The organism is Photobacterium obscurum (assembly GCF_026191635.1).
GTDB classification, from domain to species: domain Bacteria; phylum Pseudomonadota; class Gammaproteobacteria; order Enterobacterales; family Vibrionaceae; genus Photobacterium; species Photobacterium obscurum.
Window position 1 is genome coordinate 346,807 of the sequence record NZ_JAKRRW010000005.1, and the last position, 23,009, is coordinate 369,815.

Annotated in this window: 17 protein-coding genes and 1 riboswitch; of the genes, 9 read left to right on the forward strand and 8 right to left on the reverse strand. The window is 46.6% G+C overall.

The window, feature by feature from the left end:
• The first annotated feature begins 179 nt into the window (after nt 1-179).
• Nucleotides 180-1,373 carry an acetate/propionate family kinase gene (locus MD588_RS09520; protein WP_265696900.1) on the forward strand — a complete coding sequence of 398 codons (1,194 nt, stop codon included), beginning with the start codon at nt 180-182 and terminating at the stop codon, nt 1,371-1,373.
• A gap of 139 nt (nt 1,374-1,512) precedes the next feature.
• On the opposite strand, the gene lpdA is transcribed toward MD588_RS09520, so the two are convergent.
• The 3 genes from lpdA to MD588_RS09535 form a co-directional block, all read right to left on the reverse strand.
• Nucleotides 1,513-2,922 carry a dihydrolipoyl dehydrogenase gene (gene lpdA, locus MD588_RS09525; RefSeq protein ID WP_265696902.1) on the reverse strand — a complete coding sequence of 470 codons (1,410 nt, stop codon included), beginning with the start codon at nt 2,920-2,922 and terminating at the stop codon, nt 1,513-1,515.
• A 529-nt stretch (nt 2,923-3,451) separates the two neighbouring features.
• Nucleotides 3,452-4,108, reverse strand: a complete 657-nt coding sequence (locus MD588_RS09530) for a nitroreductase family protein (protein WP_265696903.1) — start codon at nt 4,106-4,108, stop codon at nt 3,452-3,454.
• Nucleotides 4,109-4,170: 62 nt separating this feature from the next.
• A complete protein-coding gene (locus MD588_RS09535) occupies nt 4,171-4,464 on the reverse strand; it encodes a putative quinol monooxygenase (protein WP_265696904.1) in 294 nt (97 codons plus the stop codon).
• Nucleotides 4,465-4,576: 112 nt separating this feature from the next.
• Here MD588_RS09535 and MD588_RS09540 point away from each other — a divergent pair, with 112 nt between their 5' ends.
• On the forward strand, nt 4,577-5,506 hold the full coding sequence (locus MD588_RS09540) for a LysR family transcriptional regulator (protein WP_265696906.1): 930 nt from the start codon (nt 4,577-4,579) through the stop codon (nt 5,504-5,506).
• 146 nt (nt 5,507-5,652) lie between these two features.
• Here the strand turns inward: MD588_RS09540 and add are convergent, their stop codons facing one another.
• Complete coding sequence (add, locus tag MD588_RS09545) at nt 5,653-6,648, reverse strand: adenosine deaminase (protein WP_265696908.1); 996 nt, start codon at nt 6,646-6,648, stop codon at nt 5,653-5,655.
• Between the two features lie 25 nt (nt 6,649-6,673).
• Nucleotides 6,674-6,773, reverse strand: a riboswitch (purine riboswitch).
• A gap of 298 nt (nt 6,774-7,071) precedes the next feature.
• Here add and MD588_RS09550 point away from each other — a divergent pair.
• The 5 genes from MD588_RS09550 (at nt 7,072) to MD588_RS09570 (ending at nt 13,236) form a co-directional block, all read left to right on the forward strand.
• Nucleotides 7,072-7,998 carry an aromatic alcohol reductase gene (locus tag MD588_RS09550; protein WP_265696909.1) on the forward strand — a complete coding sequence of 309 codons (927 nt, stop codon included), beginning with the start codon at nt 7,072-7,074 and terminating at the stop codon, nt 7,996-7,998.
• A gap of 259 nt (nt 7,999-8,257) precedes the next feature.
• Nucleotides 8,258-9,559: a Na+/H+ antiporter NhaC family protein gene (locus tag MD588_RS09555; RefSeq protein WP_265696910.1), complete on the forward strand. Its 1,302-nt coding sequence runs from the start codon at nt 8,258-8,260 to the stop codon at nt 9,557-9,559.
• Nucleotides 9,560-9,724: 165 nt separating this feature from the next.
• Nucleotides 9,725-10,600, forward strand: coding sequence for an AraC family transcriptional regulator (locus tag MD588_RS09560; RefSeq protein WP_265696911.1), 876 nt, complete (start codon nt 9,725-9,727; stop codon nt 10,598-10,600).
• A gap of 83 nt (nt 10,601-10,683) precedes the next feature.
• A complete protein-coding gene (locus MD588_RS09565; RefSeq protein WP_265696912.1) occupies nt 10,684-11,556 on the forward strand; it encodes a nuclear transport factor 2 family protein in 873 nt (290 codons plus the stop codon).
• A gap of 486 nt (nt 11,557-12,042) precedes the next feature.
• On the forward strand, nt 12,043-13,236 hold the full coding sequence (locus MD588_RS09570; protein ID WP_265696913.1) for a NupC/NupG family nucleoside CNT transporter: 1,194 nt from the start codon (nt 12,043-12,045) through the stop codon (nt 13,234-13,236).
• A gap of 1,091 nt (nt 13,237-14,327) precedes the next feature.
• Here the strand turns inward: MD588_RS09570 and trmY are convergent.
• From trmY to MD588_RS09590, 4 genes are all read right to left on the reverse strand, one after another.
• Nucleotides 14,328-14,924: a tRNA (pseudouridine(54)-N(1))-methyltransferase TrmY gene (gene trmY / locus MD588_RS09575; RefSeq protein ID WP_265696915.1), complete on the reverse strand. Its 597-nt coding sequence runs from the start codon at nt 14,922-14,924 to the stop codon at nt 14,328-14,330.
• A gap of 254 nt (nt 14,925-15,178) precedes the next feature.
• On the reverse strand, nt 15,179-16,522 hold the full coding sequence (locus MD588_RS09580) for a nicotinate phosphoribosyltransferase (RefSeq protein ID WP_265696916.1): 1,344 nt from the start codon (nt 16,520-16,522) through the stop codon (nt 15,179-15,181).
• A 140-nt stretch (nt 16,523-16,662) separates the two neighbouring features.
• The gene (locus tag MD588_RS09585) at nt 16,663-17,625 is read right to left on the reverse strand and encodes a TDT family transporter (RefSeq protein ID WP_265696917.1); all 963 of its coding nucleotides are present in this window, start codon (nt 17,623-17,625) and stop codon (nt 16,663-16,665) included.
• 641 nt (nt 17,626-18,266) lie between these two features.
• Nucleotides 18,267-19,394 (reverse strand): bactofilin family protein, encoded by a 1,128-nt coding sequence (locus tag MD588_RS09590; RefSeq protein WP_265696918.1) that lies wholly within the window; start codon nt 19,392-19,394, stop codon nt 18,267-18,269.
• A 206-nt stretch (nt 19,395-19,600) separates the two neighbouring features.
• Between MD588_RS09590 and MD588_RS09595 the strand changes: the two genes are divergently transcribed.
• Together MD588_RS09595 and MD588_RS09600 are read left to right on the forward strand one after the other, a co-directional pair.
• Nucleotides 19,601-20,362: a TIGR01458 family HAD-type hydrolase gene (locus tag MD588_RS09595; protein WP_265696919.1), complete on the forward strand. Its 762-nt coding sequence runs from the start codon at nt 19,601-19,603 to the stop codon at nt 20,360-20,362.
• 619 nt (nt 20,363-20,981) lie between these two features.
• The gene (locus MD588_RS09600) at nt 20,982-22,985 is read left to right on the forward strand and encodes a methyl-accepting chemotaxis protein (protein ID WP_265696920.1); all 2,004 of its coding nucleotides are present in this window, start codon (nt 20,982-20,984) and stop codon (nt 22,983-22,985) included.
• The last annotated feature ends 24 nt before the right edge of the window (nt 22,986-23,009 follow it).

Genomic DNA, 23,009 nt, shown 5'->3' on the forward strand with positions numbered 1-23,009 from the left:
TCAATTTTTTTCAATTTTCTGAAAACAAAAGTTGAGTTATTCAAAAAAAATTGAATAATGTACTAAAACATATAATGCCGAGAAAATGCTGCTCCACACATTTTCCTCTGCTGTCTAAAAAAGACGTGTAACGGGACAACAAGTTGTCCTATAGCCCTAAATATTCTGATGAGATAACCATGAGCAATTCTTTAGTTCTTGTAATCAACTCCGGTAGTTCTTCACTTAAGTTCGCTTTAATCGACACTGTCAGCGGCGAAGCAACACTGAGTGGTTTGGGTGAGTGTTTCGGCCTTCCTGAAGCTGTTGTCAGCTGGAAAATCAACGGCGAGAAACAAGAATACAAACTAAACGATTCTGGTAACCACCACCAGCAAGCAGTTGACCGTATCGTAGCCCTGCTTGAAGAGCTTGGTATCAAACAGGATATCGTAGCTGTAGGTCACCGTGTTGTACATGGCGGTGAGAAGTTTACGAAAACTGTTAAGATTGATGATAGCGTTCTTGAAGAAATCGAGAAGCTGAGCGACTTGGCTCCGCTACATAATCCTGCTCATGTTATCGGTATGCGCGCTGCGATTAAAGCTTTCCCTACTCTGGCTCAGTATGCTGTATTTGATACTGCATTCCACCAGACTATGCCAGCGAAGGCGTTCACGGGTGCGATTTCTCAGAAGCTATACAATGATTACGGTATCCGCCGTTATGGTTTCCACGGTACGAGCCATTATTTCGTAAGCCGTGAAGCAGCCAAGATGATCAATAAGCCAGTTGACGAAAGCAGCTTTATCTCTGTTCACCTGGGTAACGGTGCATCGGTTTGTGCGATTAAGAACGGTAAGAGTGTTGATACAAGCATGGGCTTTACTCCTCTTGCTGGCCTGATGATGGGTACACGTTGTGGTGACCTTGACCCAAGCATCATCGAGTTCCTGCTGAAAAAAGGCTGGTCTCAGGAAGAAGTGTTCGACGAACTGAACAAGAAATCTGGTTTGCTAGGTGTTTCAGGCCTGACAAGCGATTGCCGCGGTATTATCGAAGCGATGGAAAATGGCCACGAGGGTGCAACCCTGGCATTTGAAATCTTCTGTTACCGTGTAGCTAAGTACATCGGTTCTTACATGGTGGCACTGGATGAGCTTGATAGCATCATCTTCACTGCGGGTATCGGTGAAAACTCTATGCCAATCCGTAGCAAGATCCTAGAGAACCTGAAGATCTTCGGCTACCGTGAAGACGAAGAAGCAAACGCTGCAGCTCGCTTTGGCAACCGTGGCATCATCACCAAGCCAAACACGCCAGTTGCGATGGTGATCCCAACCAACGAAGAGTGGGTAATCGCCAAAGAATCAATGGAACTGCTACACGCATAATTGATTCTAGCCCTACGGGGTGATGACTGAATTCGAAACGGCCCAGGGCATCAGCTCCGGGCCGTTTTTTCATGGACGTTAATAATCTCGTTAAAGCTAGCTCATTGCTCCAATCTTGCTGGGAAGATCACTCTTCGCCCTAACGTTTCCTTTGAGGTAGCATATCAGTAATGGTGCCATCCACCAGTTCAGCGGCAAAGGCCATCGTTTCTGCCAGTGTCGGATGAGCGTGAACAGTATTAACGATATCTTTCACCGTAGCCCCCATTTGTAACGCCATCACCGCTTCGTGAATCAGTTCCCCTGCATTCACACCGCATATTCCTGCACCGATGAGCCTTCCTGATTTTTTATCGAACAATGCCTTAGTTACCCCGTTTGCAGCACCAACGCTCTGAGCTCTGCCACTGACTATCCAAGGCACTTTACCTACGTGATATTCAATATTTTTTGCTTTAGCTTCTTTTTCAGTTAGTCCCATCCAGGCGATTTCAGGGTTGGTGTAGGCAACCGAAGGAATTGTCATCGGGAGAAAGCTCACCTTATGCCCTGCGATGACCTCAGCTGCCACTTTACCTTCATGGGTAGCTTTATGAGCAAGCATAGGCCCAGAAACGATATCGCCAATGGCGTAAATATGCGGAAAAATAGTCTGCATATGTTCGTTAACTGGGATTAGCCCCTTTTCATCGACCTGGAGCCCTAGCTCTTCTAAACCAATTTCATGAGAATTTGGTTTACGACCAACGGCCACCAGTACGGCATCATAGATCTCTGACTCCGGTGCTTTGGTTCCATCCATGGTAACTTGAATTCCAGCCTTCTGAGCCTGCATTTCTGTTACTTTAGTTTTAGTAAATATTCGGTATTCTTTTTTCAGCTTTTTGAGCAGGGGTTGAACGACATCTTTATCTGCCTGGGGTATGACTTGCTCAAGTGCTTCAACAATCGTGATTTCTGAACCGAGTGCGGAGTAGACCTGTGCCATCTCAAGGCCGATAATACCACCACCTACAATAAGCAGTTTCTCGGGTATGCTACTTAAATTTAATGCTTCAGTAGAATCCCAGATACGGGTATCGTCAGGCGCGATTGGTAGTGAATATGGGTGTGATCCTGTAGCAATGATTGCGTGTTTAAAGTTCACCAACTGACCGCCAGTACCTTCGATTTTAAGTGTGTTTTTATCCTGAAAGTAGCCCCTCGCTTGCACTTTGATAATCTTCCTGGCTTTACAAAGAGCATCCAGTCCACTGGTCAAATTAGTGATGGTTTTTTCTTTGTGGTCTCGTAACTTACCTAGGTCAACATTTGTTTCACCGAAGCTAATGCCCATAAGCTCTGTGTCCTTGGCTTCTTCAAGGATCGCAGCAGCGTGCAGTAATGTTTTTGAAGGAATGCAGCCTACATTAACGCATACCCCTCCAAGGTTTTTTTGTTGTTCAATGATACATACTGATAATCCCAGATCCGCAGCGCGAAAAGCAGCGGTGTAGCCACCTGGTCCACCACCAAGTACAGCAACATCGACGTTGATAGCTTCAGTCATTTGATTCTCCTTTAGTATCCGTATTGTCAGGACGTGAGGCTAATGCCCGTCGGTGCATCCCAACGAATAGTGGTTATCCTTAAGTAATTGTTGTTACCAGCCATGTATTACGAGGTTTTACGCTTAGTTGCCTGGTTAAGGTTTGCACTAGCTGTCCGTTTAATATACGCATCAGCCATAGGGTGATCAACAAAAGTTTCCTATAGGAAACTTTTGTTCTTAATGTCAGGCGTTATAGCGATAAGAAATTTCTGAGGTTGGATTTGAATTGACCATTTCCGCCTTAATTCTGCAGTGGAATCAGCACAAATTTACCTACATGTTTTTTCTCAAAAAACGCTGTCTTGCAATACAATACTTTTGCCAACCAACGAAGAGTGGGTCGGCAAAAGAATCAATGGAACTGCTGTACGCTTAATTGATTCTGGCTCTACGGGTGATGACTGAATTCGAAACGGCCCCGGGTATCAGCTCTGGGCCGTTTTTCTTTTCTGAGAGGTGTTCGTTACCTATATGCTGAAAACGTTATTTACAGCCTTACCATGATATCTTCCATCGCCAGGCGAGATTTAGGCGTTTTCGCGTTATAGTCTGCATCCTCGTCTCGATACCCGATTGCAAGCGCAACGTGACAAACATGGCCATCAAGCTCTTTAGCAAACTCTTTGCTAATCATTTCACTGTCGATCCCTTCCATTGGCGTAGAGTCGATATTTAAACGCGCAACGGTGTGCAGTGCGTTGCCTAGGGCTAGGTAAGTTTGGGCTTTAGTCCATGCCTCAGTGTTGCCCGTTTCATCCGTGTTCAGTTCAGCAAAAGCAAATCCGCCGAATGCACTTTCTTTATCCTCCGGCTTGGTGCGTTTGTCTTTAATCCATTTATCAACAACGGCCTCATAGTTAAGGCGCGTATAGGCAGGGTTGTGGGCAAAAAGAATAATATGTGACGCGTTAAATACATGGGGCTGGTTGAACTGAAACTTATGGGCAAAGGTATCATGCATGCGTTGTTTGGCCTCATCGCTTTCGATAACAATAAACTTCCAAGGTTGGGAGTTTATTGAAGATGCTGATAAACGAATGGCTTCCATTATTACTGAAAGATCTTGCTGAGAAACCTTTTTGGCAGGATCGAATTTTTTGGTTGTATAACGCGAAGTTAAATCGCCGATAATTGGGTGAGTCATTAGGTATCCTTAACTTTTAGCAATGCTTGTTTACGGTGAGCGATGGGTTTCTTTCAGCCAAACTAAGCGATCTTCGTCATTTCATGTAATGTGAAGCTGGCGACTGAGCCTTCGGTTGCTTGGACATAGGTTTTTAGATGAGCACTGTTCAAGTGGTCTTGCAATAACTCTCGGCTTTCCCAGTTCTCAAAGAAAATAAAAAGCTCAGGGTTACTGTCATCTTGGTGTAGGTCATACTGGATGCAGCCTTTTTCTTTCCGAGTCGGTTCGATTAGCTTTAGTAGCTCAGACTTTACTAAATCCACTTTATCGGCTTTTGCTTCAATTCGAGCAACAATCGTTAGTGTCTTAGTCATGTGAGATTTCCTTTGAGTTAGGCATCAATTCATCGTGGGAAGACATTATTGTTCATCTCGGATATGCTAAAAAGATGGTAATCCACTAAACAGTTTCAAAAATTTTTTGATAATGAATATTGCCGATCTCGCTCTTTTTGTTCGTACTGCCCAAACCGGCAGCATTACCGCATCCGCTCAGCAATTGGATATGACGCCGCCCTCTGCCAGTGCAGCATTAAAACGATTGGAAAAGCAGCTGGGGGTTCAGCTATTTATACGTTCAACCCGTAAGTTGCGTATTACCGCTGAAGGCGAGCGTTACTTGTTGTATTGCAGTGAAGCCTTGGCCTCGCTTGAAAAAGGTAAAGCCTCACTGAATGAAATGCAGGGTAAAATTGCAGGTGAAGTGCGTTTGTCGGCGTCTTCTGACTTAGGTCGAAACCTGGTGCTGCCCTGGATGGATGAGATCATTGCTTTACACCCTGAACTGTCTATCCAGCTTAATGTCGGCGACACGCTGGCGGACTTTTACCAAGACAACGTTGATATGGCACTTCGCTATGGTGAACCAGAGGACTCATCGATGGTCGCTTTTCCTATCGCAAAGCTTGATCGTGTGATATGTGCTGCGCCAGAATATCTAGCTAAATTTGATGAGCCAAAGCATCCTAAAGACTTATATCAGCATAATTGTTTACTCTATCGGATAGGCAACAGCGTGTTTGATCATTGGGCGTTTTTTGACAATGACGGTAAGTACGATATCAGGGTTGTTGGCAATCGTGTAAGCAACGATGCGGATGTTGTCCATCGCTGGGCGGTTGCAGGCAAAGGGATCGCTTTAAAATCTCGATTGGACATGGCTGCGGACTTACGCGCTGGCAATGTTGTCGAACTCCTCACTGAATTTCAATCCCCGCCTTTAAGCCTATGGTTGATTTGTCCGAGTCGAACCCAAGTCACCCCGGCAATGCTGATGTTGAGAGACTTTTTTCGCCGTAAATGTGAAGAAGAGGTAGGTAATTTAAAGATTGAACACGGATCAGTGAACATTGATTGAATATCGAGAAGCCTACTTCACCCCGCCCTTAAAATATTCGCCAGCCTTGAAACTAAAATAATAAAAACCGCCAGTGTTGCTGCTGGCGGCCTTTATGGTGTGGATATTAAGAGAACTCGTCGGTAGAGAGCTCAGTACCTGAGGGCTTATTCTGCGTATTTCAACAGGTGCTGTTTTACCGACTCGGAAGCGAAGGAGTGCTCAACGCTTACTTTATAGATCTCAAAGTAATCTTCGCGACTTAGCTGGAATTCCTCTACTACTTTACGCACTTCATCGGTCATCGTGGTATTAGAGACAGTACGGTTGTCAGTATTAATGGTGATCAGTACACCATCTTTGTAGAACGCTTTGATTGGGTGGCTGCTAAGGTTGTCCACGGCTTTGGTCTGGATGTTGCTGCTTGGGCAGGTTTCCAAGGCGACAGCTTCATTTTTTACCAGCGCGTAGGCTTGTGCGTGGCCCTTGATATGGATGCCGTGTCCGATACGTTCAGCGCCCAGTAGCGAGACAGCATCATGTACGTTCTGGCCATCCCCTTGCTCACCAGCATGGATGGTAACCCGATATCCCTTCTCGATGGCATATTGGGCATAGGGGATGAACTCATGACAGAATCCCGATAGTTCGCTACCTGCCAAGTCGAATGCAACCACGCCGTTATTTAGATATTTTGCACCGGCATCAATGACCTCGTTGATTCGATCTTTCGGCATAGTGCGCAAGATCGACAGAATGTAATTGCCTTTGATGTCATACAGCTCTTCAGCTCTTTTCATGCCTTTTACGGCACTGCCAATTATCTGGTCGACAGTGAGGCCTTGTTGAAGATGAAGCAGAGGACCAAAGCGTACCTCCAAATACTTAACATTCTCTTTTGCAGCGTCTTCAAACACTTCAAAAGAGATGCGTTCGATACCCGCTTCTGTCTGCATGACGGAAAGCGGAAGGTCAAACCGCATCAGATACTCATCAAGATTCTGACAAGTCTCAGGAGCAACCATTAATGATTTGATCTTATTGATGTCTTCGCTGGGCAACGGCAAGTTTTGCTGGCGAGCCAGATCAATAAAGGTTTGTGGACGGACGCTGCCGTCAAGGTGGCAATGGAGGTCGATTTTTGGCAGGTTAAAATAGTTCATGAGCCTCTATCTTTATCGTAGGGTTAAATAAAGTTACAGACTTCATAATCAAGAGTTTAAGGCTCTTGGTAGAAACTCCCAAACCATATCATTGGGATTATACGAAGTAATTTGACGAATGAGTCTATCATTGTGAACGATGCCCTGCAATTTAGGTGGTTAGCGTGCAAGCTCCTACCTTTCTTCTATCAAGCTCTATCGCGCCACTTGCTGAAAATCATGGCGCTATCTCACCAAGTAGCTTCTAACGGCTTTCCGGTTCGGTATTAACCATTTTTCGGCTTGCTCTAACCATGAGCTGGTGCGGGGAATTCATTAAACTGAGTGACAGAAAAAGGTCGGGTAAGGCCCGAACGGTTACTACCGTATCCATGCCATATTCGCTTTATCGACAATATTAAGTAAAGCCGAAAGGAGATTTCTATGAACAAACAACATGTTGCTGTTATTGGTGCGACTGGTCAAATCGGAACTCCTTTGACGAGGGGGTTGCTCTCGTTAGGGCATCACGTCACTATCATTACCCGGGCGAAAACAGCGAGCAACGAGGCAAAACTGGCGGCGTTCGAAGCGCAGGGAGCAAAGGTCGTTAAGTGTGCTGATATGCACGATGTGGACTCCGTATCCCAGCATCTGCAAGGGGTCGATACTTTGGTCGTGGCGGTACCCGGCGCAAAAGAAATTATCCAGAAATCTGAGCCTATTTGGCTCGAAGCCGCGGTCAAAGCCGGTGTGAAGCGGTTTGTTCCGACTGAATTTGGTGCCCATACCCAGGCATTAGAAATGGGCGATGGCGAGGTTTTCGACAACAAGAAGCGCTTCCATGACTTGCTGACGCAGTCGGGAATTGGCTGGACGCTTTTCTACAACGGCGGCATTTTCGACTATTTCCTGCCAAACTTGCGCTTTTTCCGCAAGATCACGACATTTGACGATCTTGAGTTGCCTATTTATACCCATGATATTGAAGATATTGGCTACCTTGCCGCAATGGCTGTCACCGATGAACGAACACTCAACAAGTGTGTTCAGATTGACAATAACGCCCTGACTCAGAAAGCGATGTTGGCTTTGCTTGAAAAAAATTGGCCAGATTACCCGTTTGAGTATGAGCACTTTTCTTCAGAGTACATTACGGCAATGAAAGAGAGCGCCGGGGATGAGATTAGTGCTAAGAAAGGGGCAGAAACGGATAAAGAGCGATGGGGGATCAATTACGTCATTTATGTGATTGGCAAATTAGCCGCTTTTAACGATCAAACCCTTCGAACCACTGAGCTATACCCTGATTATGTTTGCAAACGACCAGAAGACGCATTGAGTGACGGGCGGTTTGTTTTCGAGAACTAGCAGCTGCGAGGTTGCCAACGTAACTAAACGGAAAAGAGAGCTTTGGGGCTCTCTTTTTGCGGCTAAGGGGGTTGTGAAAGAGTCAAGGTTCGATATTGACCATATTTCGCTTGTTATTGACCGCGCCTGTGATGAGCCTGGTGATTAATATCTACGGTATCAATAGCTCAGAGATATAACACTCATTATGGATTCTTGGTTAACCCTGTTGCCTCCAGCATTATCAATACTGCTCGCCATAGCCACAAGGCAGGTCTACGTGGCCATCTTTTCAGGCGTCATGGCCGCCTCTATTCTGCTGTCGAAAAATGTTTTGCAGGGTATTGCCAACAGCTTTAATGCGATTGCTGACATTTTTCAGTCATCAAGTTCAGTGAAAAGCTTGATCTTTATTTTGATGATCGGCGCGATTATCAACGTGATGAAGCAGTCTGGCGGTATCGAGACGCTTATTTATCACCTGACACGCAAACGAAATATTGTGAAGTCTAAAAAAGGTGCCCAGCTGATCACCTTTGCTTTTGGTTTTTTGATGTGTCTTGAGGGCGTGGGATCAATGATGCTAATTGGGCTTATTGGCCGTCCGCTGTTTGACCGGTTTCATGTCTCACGCGAGAAACTGGCATTCGTGGCTAACTGCACAGGAGCACCGCTAGCTTGGCTGGTACCGTTCAGTGGTGCAGGGATCTTTTTGATTAGCTTGATTATGGCTCAGGTTGAAAACGGCCTGTTAACCGAGCCGCCCATGAACTATGTGTTGTCCGCATTGCCCTATCAGATTTACACCATTAGCGTACTGTTAATCGTGCCTTTGCTGGTGCTGTTCAAGCATGATTTTGCCAGAAGCCAGAGTATGTCCGAGGCTGAGAGTGATAATACTGCGTGCGCAGTGGAGAGCCCGCCGCCAACCAGTATATGGGCTATTTTACTGCCTATTGCGATGTTGCTGATCCCTATTCTGGTGATCACATACAGCTCGGGTAATGGTGACATTCTCGCGGGTGATATCGCTTCGGCCGTGTATTGGAGTGGGTTTATCTCGCTGATCGGCTCCGGGGGCTACTTTTGCTTCAGTCAGGTTAAGCTGCACCGTTACGTAGAGTGGTGCATTCAGGGGATGAAAGACATGCTGCCAGCGGTTATTTTGCTCACGTTAGCCTTTTCATTAAGCCGTATGACGGGAGAGCTCGGAACGGGAAAATACTTGGCGAGTTTTGTTTCTGGCGAGCTTCCTGTTCGGTTGGTGCCGGCATCCATCTTTGTTATCTGTGTGTTGATTTCGTTTTCCACTGGCAGCTCGGGTGCAACCGTCAGCATTATGATCCCAATTATTATTCCTCTCGCCGTTGGTATTGGTCTTTCTATACCGCTTGCCATTGCCGCGGTTATTTCCGGGGCGGTATTTGGCGATCAGAGCTCACCAATATCTGATTCGGTGATCATTGCATCAACAGCGGCAGACTGTACCCCAGAACGGCATTTCGCGACTCAGCTGCCTTACACGGTGGCGGTAGCGCTATTGTCACTCATGTTTTATCTTGTGGTTGGCAGCAGCGTTTAATTTGTCATAAGGTGGCACTATCGTGCTTGAATTTGCGAGCGCGGCTGCAGGATCCTGCCGTTATGTGATGTAGGCTAGGGTGTCTCTCTGTTAAGGGTGTAAGTTATTAAGGGTATACCCTAGGCTTCAAAATAGTCTGAAAGTTATTGGAATTGTTGTTGCGAAATGAATATCCCAGAAGTTGGCTTTAACCACGCTAAAACAGCAAACAGCGAAATTGAGGTGATCGATCTTGAAATGCTGTATCAGCGTAAAGATAGCCTCGATCATAACCCCGCCCTGCCTCATCGTGTTAATTTCTACCTTATGATTCATATCGAAGAGGGGGAAGGGGCCCACCTGATCGATTTTGTTAATTACCCTTATGAGTCAGGCTCCTATATTTTTGTTCAGAAAAATCAGGTTCATGCTTTTGATCTAAACCGCCACCCGAAAGGAAAAGTGCTGCTCTTTACCCAAGCATTTATCGATCAAGCGGTTACTAACATGCGGCTACCTGGTTTTACACCCACTCACTTAGACTATGCCTATCAACCCGTTTTTACGCCCGATCCCGATACTTTGAGCAGTAGCGAAAAGCTATTTGCTGAAATAGGCAAGGAGCTAGTGCATCAGGAAACGAACCCTCTGATCGTGATGTTTCTGTTTTCTTCACTGTCGCTGATACTGCACCGGGTGATGCCCGAGAATCACAATGATAGATTAAACAAAGATCAACTCGGTAAGTTCACTCGATTTGTGGCGTTGATTGAAACAGATTTTCATCGCACCCGAGATGCCACCTATTACGCCGAGCGGCTGCATACAACCTATAAGACCTTAAATCAGATCTGTAAGTTGGCAACCAACCAGACAGCCAAACAGCTTATCGATGCCTATACTATCCTGGAGGCCAAAAGACGGCTGGTGCTTGATGGGTTGCCCACCCAGCAGCTGGCCTATCAGCTAGGGTTCGAGGATGCCAGTAACTTTGTGAAGTACTTTAAGAAGCATACCTTGCTTACCCCCGCCCGTTTTCGCAAACAATTTGATGGTTCGTAATTGACCATTATCCTACCTGTACTGACCATGTGAGGCTGCCTCCCTTTCATTACAATTTCCTCAATTCAACAAGAGGAAGTGTTATGAAAAAAGGTATTTCAGCGGTTATTGCCGCCAGTGTTCTAATGACCGCGGCATGCACCAGTCAAATTACAGCTGAGGAAAAAGATGTGCCCCTATCTAACCGAGAAAAGGCTGTCGCGCTGCTCAACAGTATTGAAACGGGCGATCAGCAAGCCGCCAGCTATGTCAATCCAGATAAGTATATTCAACATAACCTTGCTGTCGGCGATGGCTTGGCCGGTTTTGGTGCCGTCTTGCAGGTGCTTCCTGAAGGCAGTGCGAAAGTTGATGTTCAGCGTGTGTTCCAAGATGGTGATTACGTCTTTACCCATACGGATTACAATTTCTTTGGTCCCAAGGTGGGATTTGATGTGTTTCGTTTTGAAGACGGCCAAATTGTTGAGCACTGGGATAACCTGGCCGAGAAAGCTGCGCCAAACCCAAGCGGCCGTACTCAGCTTGATGGCCAGACCGAAGTCACTGATTTAGGCAAGACCGAGCAAAACAAAGCCCTAGTCGCTGATTTTGTCGACACTATATTGATGAGAGGGGACTTCTCCCAGCTTGGGCATTTTATTGATGAGGGCGAAGAAAACTATTTGCAGCATAACTCAGCAATTGCTGATGGCCTGAGTGGCCTTGGTGAGGCATTGAAAGCGATGGCAGACCAAGGTATCACGATGGTATATAGCAAGAACCATATCGTGCTTGGGGAAGGTAACTTTGTCTTGTCTATCAGCGAAGGACGTTTCGGCGGCAAGCATGTTTCTTTCTACGACCTGTTCCGTGTTAAAGAAAACAAGATTGTCGAGCACTGGGATGTTATCGAGCCAATTCCGGCAAAAGATCAGTGGAAAAATAATAACGGAAAATTTGGCTTTAAATCTGAATAATTATTTTTGAAGCTAAAATCAAAACAGCGATATGTTTAGACGAGCCTATTGATTAACCCATAAGCAAACCAACGGTTGCTGATAGGGTATTAATTGACCATCGGTGCGGCTACCTAATATTTGATGAAAATCAGCCCTGACTTTATTCAGGGCTTTTTTATGGCGATAAGAAGATGACTTCTGGAAAAAACAGGGCAAATAACGATTACCAAATTGAATTGATTGTATTTGGAATGCTGTATTTTATAGGAATCAGATTGCACTATTGGTGGTTGCATCGACGATAGTGGTTGTCATCTGTTCTGAGTGCCTGCCAAATGTGCTGTTTTGGTTCCTAGAAGGTATATGGATATTCTTTCATGACTTATTCAAAGTGGTGGTGAAATAGACAGAATACAAAGTGAGATGCCCGTCACTTTATTGGTGAAATAAATATAAGAACATACAAAAATAATTTGAGATAAATCACCAATGAGTACGTTTTACATGTCTTATCTACATTTCATTTTAGGCCTCGTGGTTGTGGCCGCTCTTGCATTGGTTGCCAGTAAAGATCGAAAGAGCATAAAAATTCGTTATATTATTCAGCTTTTTGTGATTGAGTTAGGGCTTGCTTATTTCCTTCTCGGTTCCTCGGCCGGAACCGGCATCGTGACTAAGTTTTCCGATGGATTTAAAAGCCTGATGGCCTTTGCTGCGGAAGGGACCAACTTCGTATTTAGCGGCCTGGTGAATATTGGTCAGTTCGATTTCTTCATGCATGTACTAATGCCGATTGTATTTATCTCGGCGCTTATCGGTATTCTTCAGCACATTAAAGTTCTGCCGGTGGTTATTCAGTTTATTGGTTTAGTACTCTCGAAAATAAATGGTATGGGGAAATTGGAATCTTTCAACGCGATTAGTGCGCTGATGGTAGGCCAGTCCGAAAACTTCATCACCTACAAAGATATCCTTAGCAAAATGTCAGAGCGCCGCATGTATACATTGGCGGCAACGGCAATGTCGACAGTATCTATGTCTATTGTCGGTTCATACATGCAGCTGATTGCACCTAAATACGTGGTGGCAGCACTGATCCTGAATATGTTCAGTACGTTTATTATTCTGTCGATCATTAACCCTTATGATCATGCTGCGGAAATGGACTTCGATGATCTGGTGAAAAGCGGTGGCGAAGAGAAGCTGACGTTCTTTGAAATGCTAGGCGAATACATCCTTACCGGCTTTAAGGTTGCCGTGATTGTTGCAGCGATGCTGATCGGCTTTATCTCGCTGATTGCGATGGTTAACCAAGCATTTACCTGGGCATTTGGTATCAGCTTCCAAGATACGATCGGTTACCTGTTCTACCCGGTTGCATGGCTAATGGGTGTACCTTCAGCTGAGGCATTGCAGGCTGGTAGCATTATGGCGACTAAACTGGTTTCCAACGAGTTTGTGGCAATGATGGCACTGCAGGACAAAATGGCGAACCTATCGGCTCAAACGGTTGGCACACTATCGATTTTCCTTGTCTCTTTCGCAAACTTTAGCTCTATCGGCATCATTGCCGGTGCGGTAAAAGGGGTAAACGAAGAGAAAGGCAACATGGTGGCACGCTTTGGTCTGCGTCTGCTATACGGTTCGACGCTCGTGAGTGTACTGTCGGCAATGATTGCCAACGTTATGATCAGTTAAGCTTTCCTCAACTATTGCATTAAGAATGCTGGCCATGCGCCGGCATTTTTTGTATCTGCTTTTAGAAACGGCTTTCCTTTCTCTGTGCTTTCAGGAGCGCGAATAAGTAGCCTGAGTACTGACTGATGCGATGCAGCGAAAGCGCCATGTTGGCCAAGCATGCCAAAGCCGACGAAGGGTTTACCTGAGACTTTAATCCTGCAAACCTGATTTTTTCTGCTTTTTTTGTGGCTTATTCTATCCTGGAACTTACCCATTCTCTCGGAGTGATTATGAACAGCAAATTTCTTACTATTTCTCTGCTTATGAGCGCCTTGAGTGCTGATGGGCCAAACATTTCGGATCCCACTTTATCAAAATACCATGGCGCAACTGAAGTAGGCTTGGTGGGTCAAGAGCTATCTAGGCGGTTGTCGCTGTTGTAAAGGTGTGCTGTTACATATCTTTACGTAAAAAACTCAACAAAATTTGAGAGTGCTCGCTCTTTGTTTATACCTTGAATTAGACAATGAGTGAGGCTTTTGTTTTTTTCGGTGGAAACTCTGACAATACTGCTCATTAATTTCATTCATTTATGTTCGTTTGTCATGCTTGGTACGGTTCGGGTTTGATGGGTTGTGTAGTATAACTCTTGAAAATAAAAAGATTAAATATTAATAACTTAAATGGATGGTAAGTATAAGCATGGGTGATGTGTTGGCTATTTGTTTTACCAAATGATCCCAAGTTGCTTACCTTTTGGAAGGGTAAAAAATGGATTTGTAAAGTGATATAAACTTGATTGCGTAGCAACTTTCAAATCGGATGATGAAAATCAAATTTGGTGGTAATCATTCAAATATTTTTTGCATTACTAAAAATATATGATAAGTTATACCCAGATTTGAGCGAATCAAATCGCAAACATTTATGCGGTTGCCCTTTTTGTAGGAAGGGGAACGGCAAAGATCTCGGGAGCGAAATATCGCCGAATTGATCTTGCTGGGGGCACCCAGCTTATCCTGCTTGGAACACAGGATAATTACGGAACGGAAAACGGCCCTGAGCACTAGCTCAGGGCCGTTTTTTCGTTTATGGATTTTTTAATCTAACTATTGAGCTAGATCCAGCTCATTGTGGATCAGTACCACGCACTGGGAAGCAAATAGCATCTTAGGCCCAAGGCTGATTTTTTCAGCGCCGAGGCGCTTCAAGCTGTTAAAGCTTTTCTTCGGCATCGGGATGTGGTCGGTAAGCAAGAAGCATGGGTTGGCTGCAAATTCCTGCTCGCGCATTGGCGTCCCTTTCTTGTCCATCATGTATAACTGATAGTCTTGGGCTAACTCTTGTACGAGTTTTTCAAAGCTAATGGTGCGCACAGTAATACCCGCGTCGACATTACGCTCTTGTTCCTTGCCCATTCCCTGAGAGATATCTAATGCCTTGGCGACCATATCGAGCAAAGCTTGTTCGTGAAAACCACCAATATTGCTAAGATCGTTAGAGCTAAAGCGAATAGTACGGGAGAAGTCCTTAGTACTTTCGAGTACCAGGTACACAACGACATCTTCGCGGTGCGACTGCGCAACAAAGATGGTGTTCATCAGGGTGTGGGCTAAAATTTCGGTGTGGGCCTCTTGCCCAACCGAAGCCAATAATTGCTGGCTGTCGGTAGGTGCTGATCGGGCTCGTAATACAAAGGCGCGCATAGATGAAAATCCTACTGGTTTGAGTCTGTACTTTATAAGTACCGATGCTGTGGCACTTGGGTGGCCATGCATCGTATTGCCCTATTATCACAGCTTTAGTGGGGGATGTAACTGGAATAATCCGAGCGTTCACTGTACTCGGTCGTCGGTGGCTTAAATTTTGTCCTTTATGGGCGATTAGTTCCATCCGGCCACTGTTGTAGCGGAAGATCCCGGGATCTCGTCCTTGAGTTGCCAGAGTGGAGCACCTAAAGTCAGAAGTTAAAGCGTTCGTCAGTCTCGCGAGTCAGTTGTTGCAGGGCCGGTGAGATTTTCAGTTCGAAGCTGGCCTGCTGTGACAAGTGTGCTAGGTCTGTGGTGAGCGTCGGTAACTGTTGTTTTACCCGCTGGCGTATCGTCTCGAGAGGCTCCGGCTCAGCCAGCCGCTTACCGTTCTGCATCACCGTCTGTAGCAGCGGCTGTCCGCTTTCGACTGTCTCGCCAGCCAGGCTGAGTACATCGTAGGATAACTTTCCGTCTTCTCCCAGCTGACGGTAAACTTGCTTGCTGCCGGGCCAGGTCGCTTTGCCGAATGAACGTTTGCGGCGAGCGATCCCCGCGTATTCCTGCAGCTTGTAGGCACAATTTAAATAAGGGGCATCTTCTGAGGTTATCAGGTGGGTGCCGATACCATAACCGTTGATTGGGGCCCTTTCGTAGTGAAATTGCTTGATCAGGTATTCATCGATATTGCTGCTGGCAAAGATACCAATCTCTTGATGTCCGGCACGATCAAGCAGTTCTCTGACCATCACAGCCTCATCGCCTACATCACCGCTGTCGAGCCGTAAGGCCTTGACCGTTGTCCCTTTGGCTTTCAATTCTTCCGCCAATTCGATAGCACGCTCGGTGCCTCGGAAAGTATCGTAGGTATCGACCAGCAGTACCAGGTTACCCGGGTGGCTGTCTGCGAAGTGGCGGTAGGCTTCTAGTTCCGAGTCGTGAGCCTGAATATAAGAGTGGGCCATGGTGCCATAAATCGGGATGCTATACTGCTGACCGGCGAGGACATTGGATGTACCGTCAAAGCCGGCCACGTAACTGGCACGGGCCGCCAGCATCCCGGCATCTGCGCCGTGAGCTCGGCGCAAGCCAAAGTCTACCAGCTGCTGATCGTCAGCAGCTAACCGGCACCGGGCGGCTTTGCTAGCAACCAGGGTTGGTAACTGCAGCAGATTGATCAGGCGCGTTTCAATTAGCTGCGCCTGCGGTAGCGGTGCTGTTACGCGCACTATCGGCTCATTGGCAAAAAACACGCTGCCTTCCGGCATCGCATCAACTTGCCCAGTGAAGCGGAAATTGCCCAGATATTCAATCAGGTTTTCCTTGAAATAACCACTATCGGCCAGATACTTCAACTCAGTGTTATCGAATCTGGCATGGGCAAGAAAGTCCAGTAGCTGCTCCAGCCCGGCGGCCAGTAAGAAGTTGCGCTTAGGTGGCAGGGAGCGCACGAAAAACTCGAAGACCGCAGTGTCTTCCATGCCATGATCAAGGTAACTTTGCACCATAGTCAGCTGGTAAAGATCGGTCAGCTGCGGGCTATCATAGAATGCCATTTACCCTGTCCTCTTCATGGTATTTTTACGCCATTACTATAGGCTAGTTCATTTTCACGCTCTTATGAGATAAACAAAGGGCTGATTTAACCTTGTTATCACAGGCTTGGTTCGGCGAAATAGTTCTACTCCGAATCCGCTTACGTGGATAGCTGCTTGGAAGCTGTTGATTTGGGCAAGTAGTAGCCAATGTAGTTCCAACCAACCCAGATGACGAGTCCGGTTGCGACCATCAGTTCGAATAAGCCAAGGTTTTCCAGCCAGGCCCTGTGGGGGAAATCGATAACCAGCCACTGGGTTAGGCGCTCAAGGGCGACGGCGCTGATCACTGACGGGAAAGTAACAGCGGCGAGTGACGGCTGAAAACGCTGCTTGAGCAGGTTGAAATAGCATAGGTAGACCAGAATTGTCATGGTAATACCGACTCCGGCCAAGGCGCCGGTCAGTACCGGATCCGGTTGGTCGACATTGAGCAGGTAAGCGGTCAGAGACAGGTTAACGGGCGCAGCCATTATTGCCAGTGTCGGTCTGGCCGGGCGAGGTAGGCGCCCGGCAAAACAAAGCCGGTAGAGTACCACGGGTAGCATCAGGAAGTAGATTGCCACACAAGTGTTGGTCATGGTGATGGCAAAGTCAGTATGACCCAGCTGCGGCCCTGCCAAAGTGCCACTAATAGCCCCGACAGGATACAGGAACCAGCTAGGGTAGAGGTTGGTCAGGCGAAACCTTTTCAGCTGAAAACAAAAGAAGTATACCAGCATAGCGAAGTGGAGGAGTAATGCCGGATACCAGAGCAAGCGGGCACTCTCGACATGGATTAACGACAGGTAGTCAGCCAGAACCAACACTGTCATGGTCATTGGAGCCATCAGGCTGCCATACAGAGGGTGGCGCAGATCCTGAACAAATCGCTGTGGGTTCAAAATGTACTTGAGTACCACGGGCATCAGCAAGGTGGCGCCAATTAAGGCGCAGAGACTGCGGATCAGTTCTCCGCCACCGGGCAAGAATAGTGACCATGCGAGTCCTGTTCCTATTGTGGCCAGGGCCAGTGCAGCTTGTGCCGTAGGTACTTGTAGCAGAGCATTTCGGATTGCCACCATGAAATTTCGATTTCCTTATCGAATGAGCAAATTGGGGTATAGTGGTGAATTTTACACCAGAACAGCCCTCAATAGCGCTTGTTTGACCCTGGCAGAAAAGTGCTGTGCGTCACGATTCCAACAGCTTTTTCGCTAATTGAAGTTGCTAAAAGTAGAATTTCATACCATATTTAAATTGAAGTCTGTGATGAGCCATTTCTTGCTTAGCTTCTGGAGGATTAAGCTGTATTCAATAGGTTCAAGGGTGCAGATTTCATGTTGATGAGAATCAACAGTAACAAAGCGAAAAGCTAAGTGCTTTATTGCTTAGTGACTTACAATTTGGTTAAGTGACAAAAAAAGATATTTATACTTCTTCGCCAAACTATAGAGATGTCCGATTTAAAGAAGTGACTGCATCGGGCACGGCATACTCAACGTAATGAGTGGCGAAGCCTCAAGGTAGAAAAAGTACATTGTAAACGCCTTATGTGTGCTGAGTAGGTAGACTAGGGTGATACAAGAAATATAATCAAGCCACACTGCAACGGTGTGGCTTTTCTTTTGTCTATATTTATGATCATAAAGAAAAAACACAGACAGAACCCACGTTGGGGCTGTCTGTATTTTGCTGTCGATATGATGATATAAAATCAAACCGTTCAGACGGAAAGCGGCTTGCCGCGATAAAGTGCCAATGATAGCCCTCCTAGCCCGAAGAGTACGATAGCAAGTTGAATGAAGCCTCCGATGATTGGGATCAGTTGCAAAATTCCAATTGCAATGACGGCGATGAGAAAGGCGAGAATATGCAGGCCTTTGCCAGCGCCCTCGTCCCTGCCGGTAATACGGAGACCTTGCTTGCCAACGGCAAAAATACTGATCACCACGCTAAACAATACCATTACCAGATAGCAGGCCAAGAGCGCCAATGCCAGCAAGGAGCCAATGACGGTGGCAAACAGCAACATGATAGCGATGGGGGTGACAAGCAGCACCGCAAGTCCCAGCCCAAGACTCAGCCAGCGACTGCGTTGCAGTTCGGTATTGGCTTGCTCTGTTAGCCGCGGGAACAGCAAATAGGTTATAGTTCCGGTAGCCATCAGGCTGATGGTCAGAAACGCGGTGCCAGCCAGAGGAATGCCCCGATCATGCTTTTTATGTTCAAACGGTTTTTCAATAACCTGGCCGCCGATGACTCCCCCTTCTTGGAGCATAGGCGCCTGTTTACTGTACCAGATCAGATCGCCGTGAATATGGGCTCCTTCAAGAATCTCAATCTGTTCGGCGAACAGTTCGACGTCCCCTTTTATTTCTCCGCTGATGATCACTTTTCTGGCCGCAACCTTAAGTTCATGCTCGATCAGGCCTGATATCCGGACTGTCTCGCCGGCAAGCCATGCCCAGCTGCCAATCCGGCTACTTGATTCTAAAGTAATGCTTTCGCCAGCAGCAACGATGTGATCGGCAATCTCGTTACTGACAATGATTTGTCGACCGGCAGCACGGACATCATCCATTACCCGGGCTTGCAGGTTAATGGTCTCACCGGCCGCAATAATATCACCCTCAACTGTTGCGTTGACGCTGATTAGCTGTCCGGCTGCAACGATATCGCCAGTCACTTCAGCTTGTATTTCTACATGTCGTCCAGCGATATACAGATCATGGGTAACAGGGGTGCGGATCAGGACAGTTTCGTCCATTACCTGTGCCTGAGCCATGGCTCCCCATAGCAGGGCTAGCATAGCAGCAACAAAATACCACTTGGGAGAAGTTCGCTTGTTCATTATCCTTGTCCTCAAAAAATACACGAGCCTAACCACCTTGATTCTAGGATAGAAAAACGGCCGTACAATCAATGAATACTCAAACAATGCGCAAGAGCAAACCAGTGGAAATTTACGGTAGTTTTCAGGCAATTTTGAGGGGATGAGGGTGAAGTGAAGCGGGTTTTGAGTTCTATACTTTAGAAAGTAAAAAGGAGACTGGCAGCATGTACAAGGCTCTGTTTTTTGATCTGAGTGGTGTGCTCTACGATGGTACGCAGGCTATCCCTGGGGCTGTTGAGGCGATTGCGCAGGCTCAGGCTAGCGATCTGGAAATTCGCTTTGTTACCAATACGTCACGTAAGACTTGCGCTCAGATCTATCACGATCTGACCCAATTGGGTTTTAAAATTCATTTGCGGCAGATCTATACGGCTCCCGCAGCGGTCAAGGCTCTGGTTAAGCAGCGCCAATGGCGCCCCTATTGCCTGCTCCATCAAAATATCCGGTCAGAATTTTCTGACATCGATCAATCTCAGCCAAATGCGGTGCTCATTGCCGATGCAGAAGAAGGCTTTTGCTATCGGGCTCTGGATTTTGCCTTTCAGCTGTGCCAATCCGGCGCGCCGTTGATTGGTATTGGCCGTAACCGGTATTTTAAGCTCGGGGGTCAATTACATCTCGATGCGGGCCCTTTCATTCAGGCGATCGAGTACGCCGCAGCCACCGAGGCGATTATTGTCGGTAAGCCCTCTGTTGAATTTTTTGCCCAGGTTGTCGCGTCGACAGCAGCGCCGGCAGAAGAAACGTTAATGGTCGGAGATGATGTCTTTGGCGATGTCGAAGGGGCGTTAAACGCCGGATTACAAGCCTGCTTGGTGAAAACAGGAAAATACCAACCGGGCGATGAACATTTGGTTGATAAGCCATTTCGGTGTGTGGATTCCGTGGTCGAGGCGGTGGATATTGCGTTGAGTGGTCAGAACTAAATTTGCCGGGCTTAGTTAAATTGCCAATCCTCGTGGTTTTATTTTTCAGCTCATGCGGTGTTTACTCATCTCTTGTAGTTTCCAAACATTCGCCAATAAATCCCACCAATAACATTGCAATTATTAACATCATGTTTTTAAAGATATAAATAACTTTATCCACAAAAACAGTGGGTAACTTTATGGTAAATGTAACAGCGTGTTGATGACTTTTTCAGCGTTTAAAACAGAGCCTCGTATAGAGGAGGAGTTGTGTGTCAGGCAAGTGCAGATAATGGATTGTCGGAAACCCGAAGTAAGGAGGATAAATACCTGGTGTTTTAACTTGCTGGTAATTTGTTATTAACATTCTTATCAGAATGTCGTCGCAGTGAGAAAATGTGCATATTATGAAACACCATTTACTGAGAGTGGTGGTCTATATTTGAAGGTTTCCGTAACCTATTGTTTTTTAATAATTTGAGTAGCTCCTTTTTGACGTGTTACGCCAATATTTTGACGCTGATTGAGCTAGGTCATGATTATCGGAATTATACTAATAGAGTATTTTGGCATGGCTGTTGCTTTTGCTATTTTTGTTTTAGAAATGAAAACAACTATAACGCTATGAGGCGACATTATGTTTAATCCGGCCCGTTTGCTCAACATTAGAACAACGCTCTTTATTGTCTTTATAATTCCAACGATTTTACTGTTGGTATTTATTGGCATGCAGATAAAGGGGGCCAATGAGAGCTTGACCAGCGCGGAAGTTTCGCAGGAAACGGTCGAGCTGTTTAATCTCTATGACGAAGTCGCGCACCAGTTTGCGGTGGAGCGTGGCCTGACTGCGGGGGTTATTGCAGCTAAAGGGCAAGGCAAGCAACGTGATGCGCTGCTTAAGCAACGCCGGTTAGCTGATGTTGCCTACAATAATCTACTGGCTTTTCAACCGCATAGTCTTGATTTGACGATGGTGGAAACATTGTTGAGGGAGGTCCGTGGTGAATTAGACAACCGGCAGGCCATCCGCTCTCAGGTTGACAGTCTCAACCTAGTGGATTCGCCTTTTGCTTATTACTCCAATGTAAACCGTCTGGCGTTGGATAACCTGGCGATTGTGATGTCCCAGGTGAGTAATCCCTTACTGAAGCAGGATCTACAGGGGTTGCTTTCTTTACTGGTGATAAAAGAGCAGGCAGGGATGTCGCGAGGTGCACTTAATGGCGTGTTTGCCGGCAAAAAATCGACGCTTGATCGCTATGCGCAGATCACATCCTACATCAAAGCCGAGCGCTATGCGTTGAGGCAAGCGGAGATGCTGCTAAAGGGGGATGAGCGAGCTCGTCTGCAATCAATTACCCGAAATCCGACATGGCAGCAGGTCATGACGATTCAGCAGCAGTATCTTGAGCAGAAGAATAGTTTAGCGGCGATTGATGGGCCGCAAGCATCGGTTTGGTTTGCGATGGCAACTGAGCGGATCGGTATGGTAAAAGCATTGCGTGATGACTTTACCTCCACCATTAATGAGGTTGCGACTCAGGATCATGCCGATGCCAGCATGCAGCGGATTATCTATATCGCGATTTCACTGCTGATCGTTCTGCCGCTGATCTTGTGGACGATTCAGGTAGTGATTAATCTACGCCGCCGGGTTGAAAGTTTCACTGCTCAACTTGATCGTATGGCGACCAATAAGGATCTGACGATCCGCCTTTCCGATGACAGCCAAGATGAATTCGGCCAGATCGCGCGTCATATTGACCAATTGGCGGCGAGTCTCAGTGATACGCTAAATAAGGCGCATCAGGTCGCCAGTCGCACTGAGGATGAAATGGTTGCGATGGTTGGTCTTGTCGAGCAGGCCCGTGATGCCAGTGAGAAGACACATTTGCGCTGCGATAATATTGCAACTGCGATGACCGAGATGTCGCAAACCAGCGAGCAGGTGGCTGATATTACCGTCGAAGCTCAGCGTGGTACCGACTCAGTGAAAGCGAATGCCGAGTCTTGCTATAAGCAGAGCGAGCAGTCATTTAGCTCGACCACGACGCTGCTTGAGAGCGTTAACCAGACCTACGGCTGTATCGAAACCCTAGAAAAACAGATGGGTAATGTGTCGGAAATTCTGGATTCCATTAATGCTATTTCAGAGCAGACCAACTTATTGGCATTGAATGCTGCAATCGAAGCGGCCCGCGCTGGTGAGCAGGGACGAGGATTTGCCGTGGTGGCTGATGAGGTTCGGACGCTCGCTCAGCGCAGCAAGCAGTCAACGGAAGATATTCGTCAGCTACTCAATGGTATCGATCAGAATGCGAAAGACTCGTTCGATAATATGCAGCAAAGCCGAGAAGCCAGTTATGAAACTCAGGATGTGGTGTCAGATACCAAGAGCCGAGTGGAAAACCTGATTGTGACAGTGAACGAAATCGCAGAGTTCAATCTCAGTATTGCAACAGCGACGAATCAGCAATCACAAACCGCGAAGAGTGTCGATACGGATATTGATGAGCTGTTGGAAATGGCCAACAATACTAAGCATACCATTGTCGATATTCAGAATGAGATGGAGCAGGTGAAACTGCGTATGACCGAGCTAGTTGATGAAGTGAATACTTTTACTATTAGTGGCACGTAAGCCGAGATTAGCTGCTTCATGGTG

Excerpts from the sequence above, each read along its gene's own strand:
- MD588_RS09520 (WP_265696900.1), top strand. The coding sequence starts at position 180 with ATGAGCAATTCTTTAGTTCTTGTAATCAACTCCGGTAGTTCTTCACTT.
- lpdA (WP_265696902.1), bottom strand. The coding sequence starts at position 2,922 with ATGACTGAAGCTATCAACGTCGATGTTGCTGTACTTGGTGGTGGACCA.
- MD588_RS09530 (WP_265696903.1), bottom strand. The coding sequence starts at position 4,108 with ATGACTCACCCAATTATCGGCGATTTAACTTCGCGTTATACAACCAAA.
- MD588_RS09535 (WP_265696904.1), bottom strand. The coding sequence starts at position 4,464 with ATGACTAAGACACTAACGATTGTTGCTCGAATTGAAGCAAAAGCCGAT.
- MD588_RS09540 (WP_265696906.1), top strand. The coding sequence starts at position 4,577 with ATGAATATTGCCGATCTCGCTCTTTTTGTTCGTACTGCCCAAACCGGC.
- add (WP_265696908.1), bottom strand. The coding sequence starts at position 6,648 with ATGAACTATTTTAACCTGCCAAAAATCGACCTCCATTGCCACCTTGAC.
- MD588_RS09550 (WP_265696909.1), top strand. The coding sequence starts at position 7,072 with ATGAACAAACAACATGTTGCTGTTATTGGTGCGACTGGTCAAATCGGA.
- MD588_RS09560 (WP_265696911.1), top strand. The coding sequence starts at position 9,725 with ATGAATATCCCAGAAGTTGGCTTTAACCACGCTAAAACAGCAAACAGC.
- MD588_RS09565 (WP_265696912.1), top strand. The coding sequence starts at position 10,684 with ATGAAAAAAGGTATTTCAGCGGTTATTGCCGCCAGTGTTCTAATGACC.
- MD588_RS09570 (WP_265696913.1), top strand. The coding sequence starts at position 12,043 with ATGTCTTATCTACATTTCATTTTAGGCCTCGTGGTTGTGGCCGCTCTT.
- trmY (WP_265696915.1), bottom strand. The coding sequence starts at position 14,924 with ATGCGCGCCTTTGTATTACGAGCCCGATCAGCACCTACCGACAGCCAG.
- MD588_RS09580 (WP_265696916.1), bottom strand. The coding sequence starts at position 16,522 with ATGGCATTCTATGATAGCCCGCAGCTGACCGATCTTTACCAGCTGACT.
- MD588_RS09585 (WP_265696917.1), bottom strand. The coding sequence starts at position 17,625 with ATGGTGGCAATCCGAAATGCTCTGCTACAAGTACCTACGGCACAAGCT.
- MD588_RS09590 (WP_265696918.1), bottom strand. The coding sequence starts at position 19,394 with ATGAACAAGCGAACTTCTCCCAAGTGGTATTTTGTTGCTGCTATGCTA.
- MD588_RS09595 (WP_265696919.1), top strand. The coding sequence starts at position 19,601 with ATGTACAAGGCTCTGTTTTTTGATCTGAGTGGTGTGCTCTACGATGGT.
- MD588_RS09600 (WP_265696920.1), top strand. The coding sequence starts at position 20,982 with ATGTTTAATCCGGCCCGTTTGCTCAACATTAGAACAACGCTCTTTATT.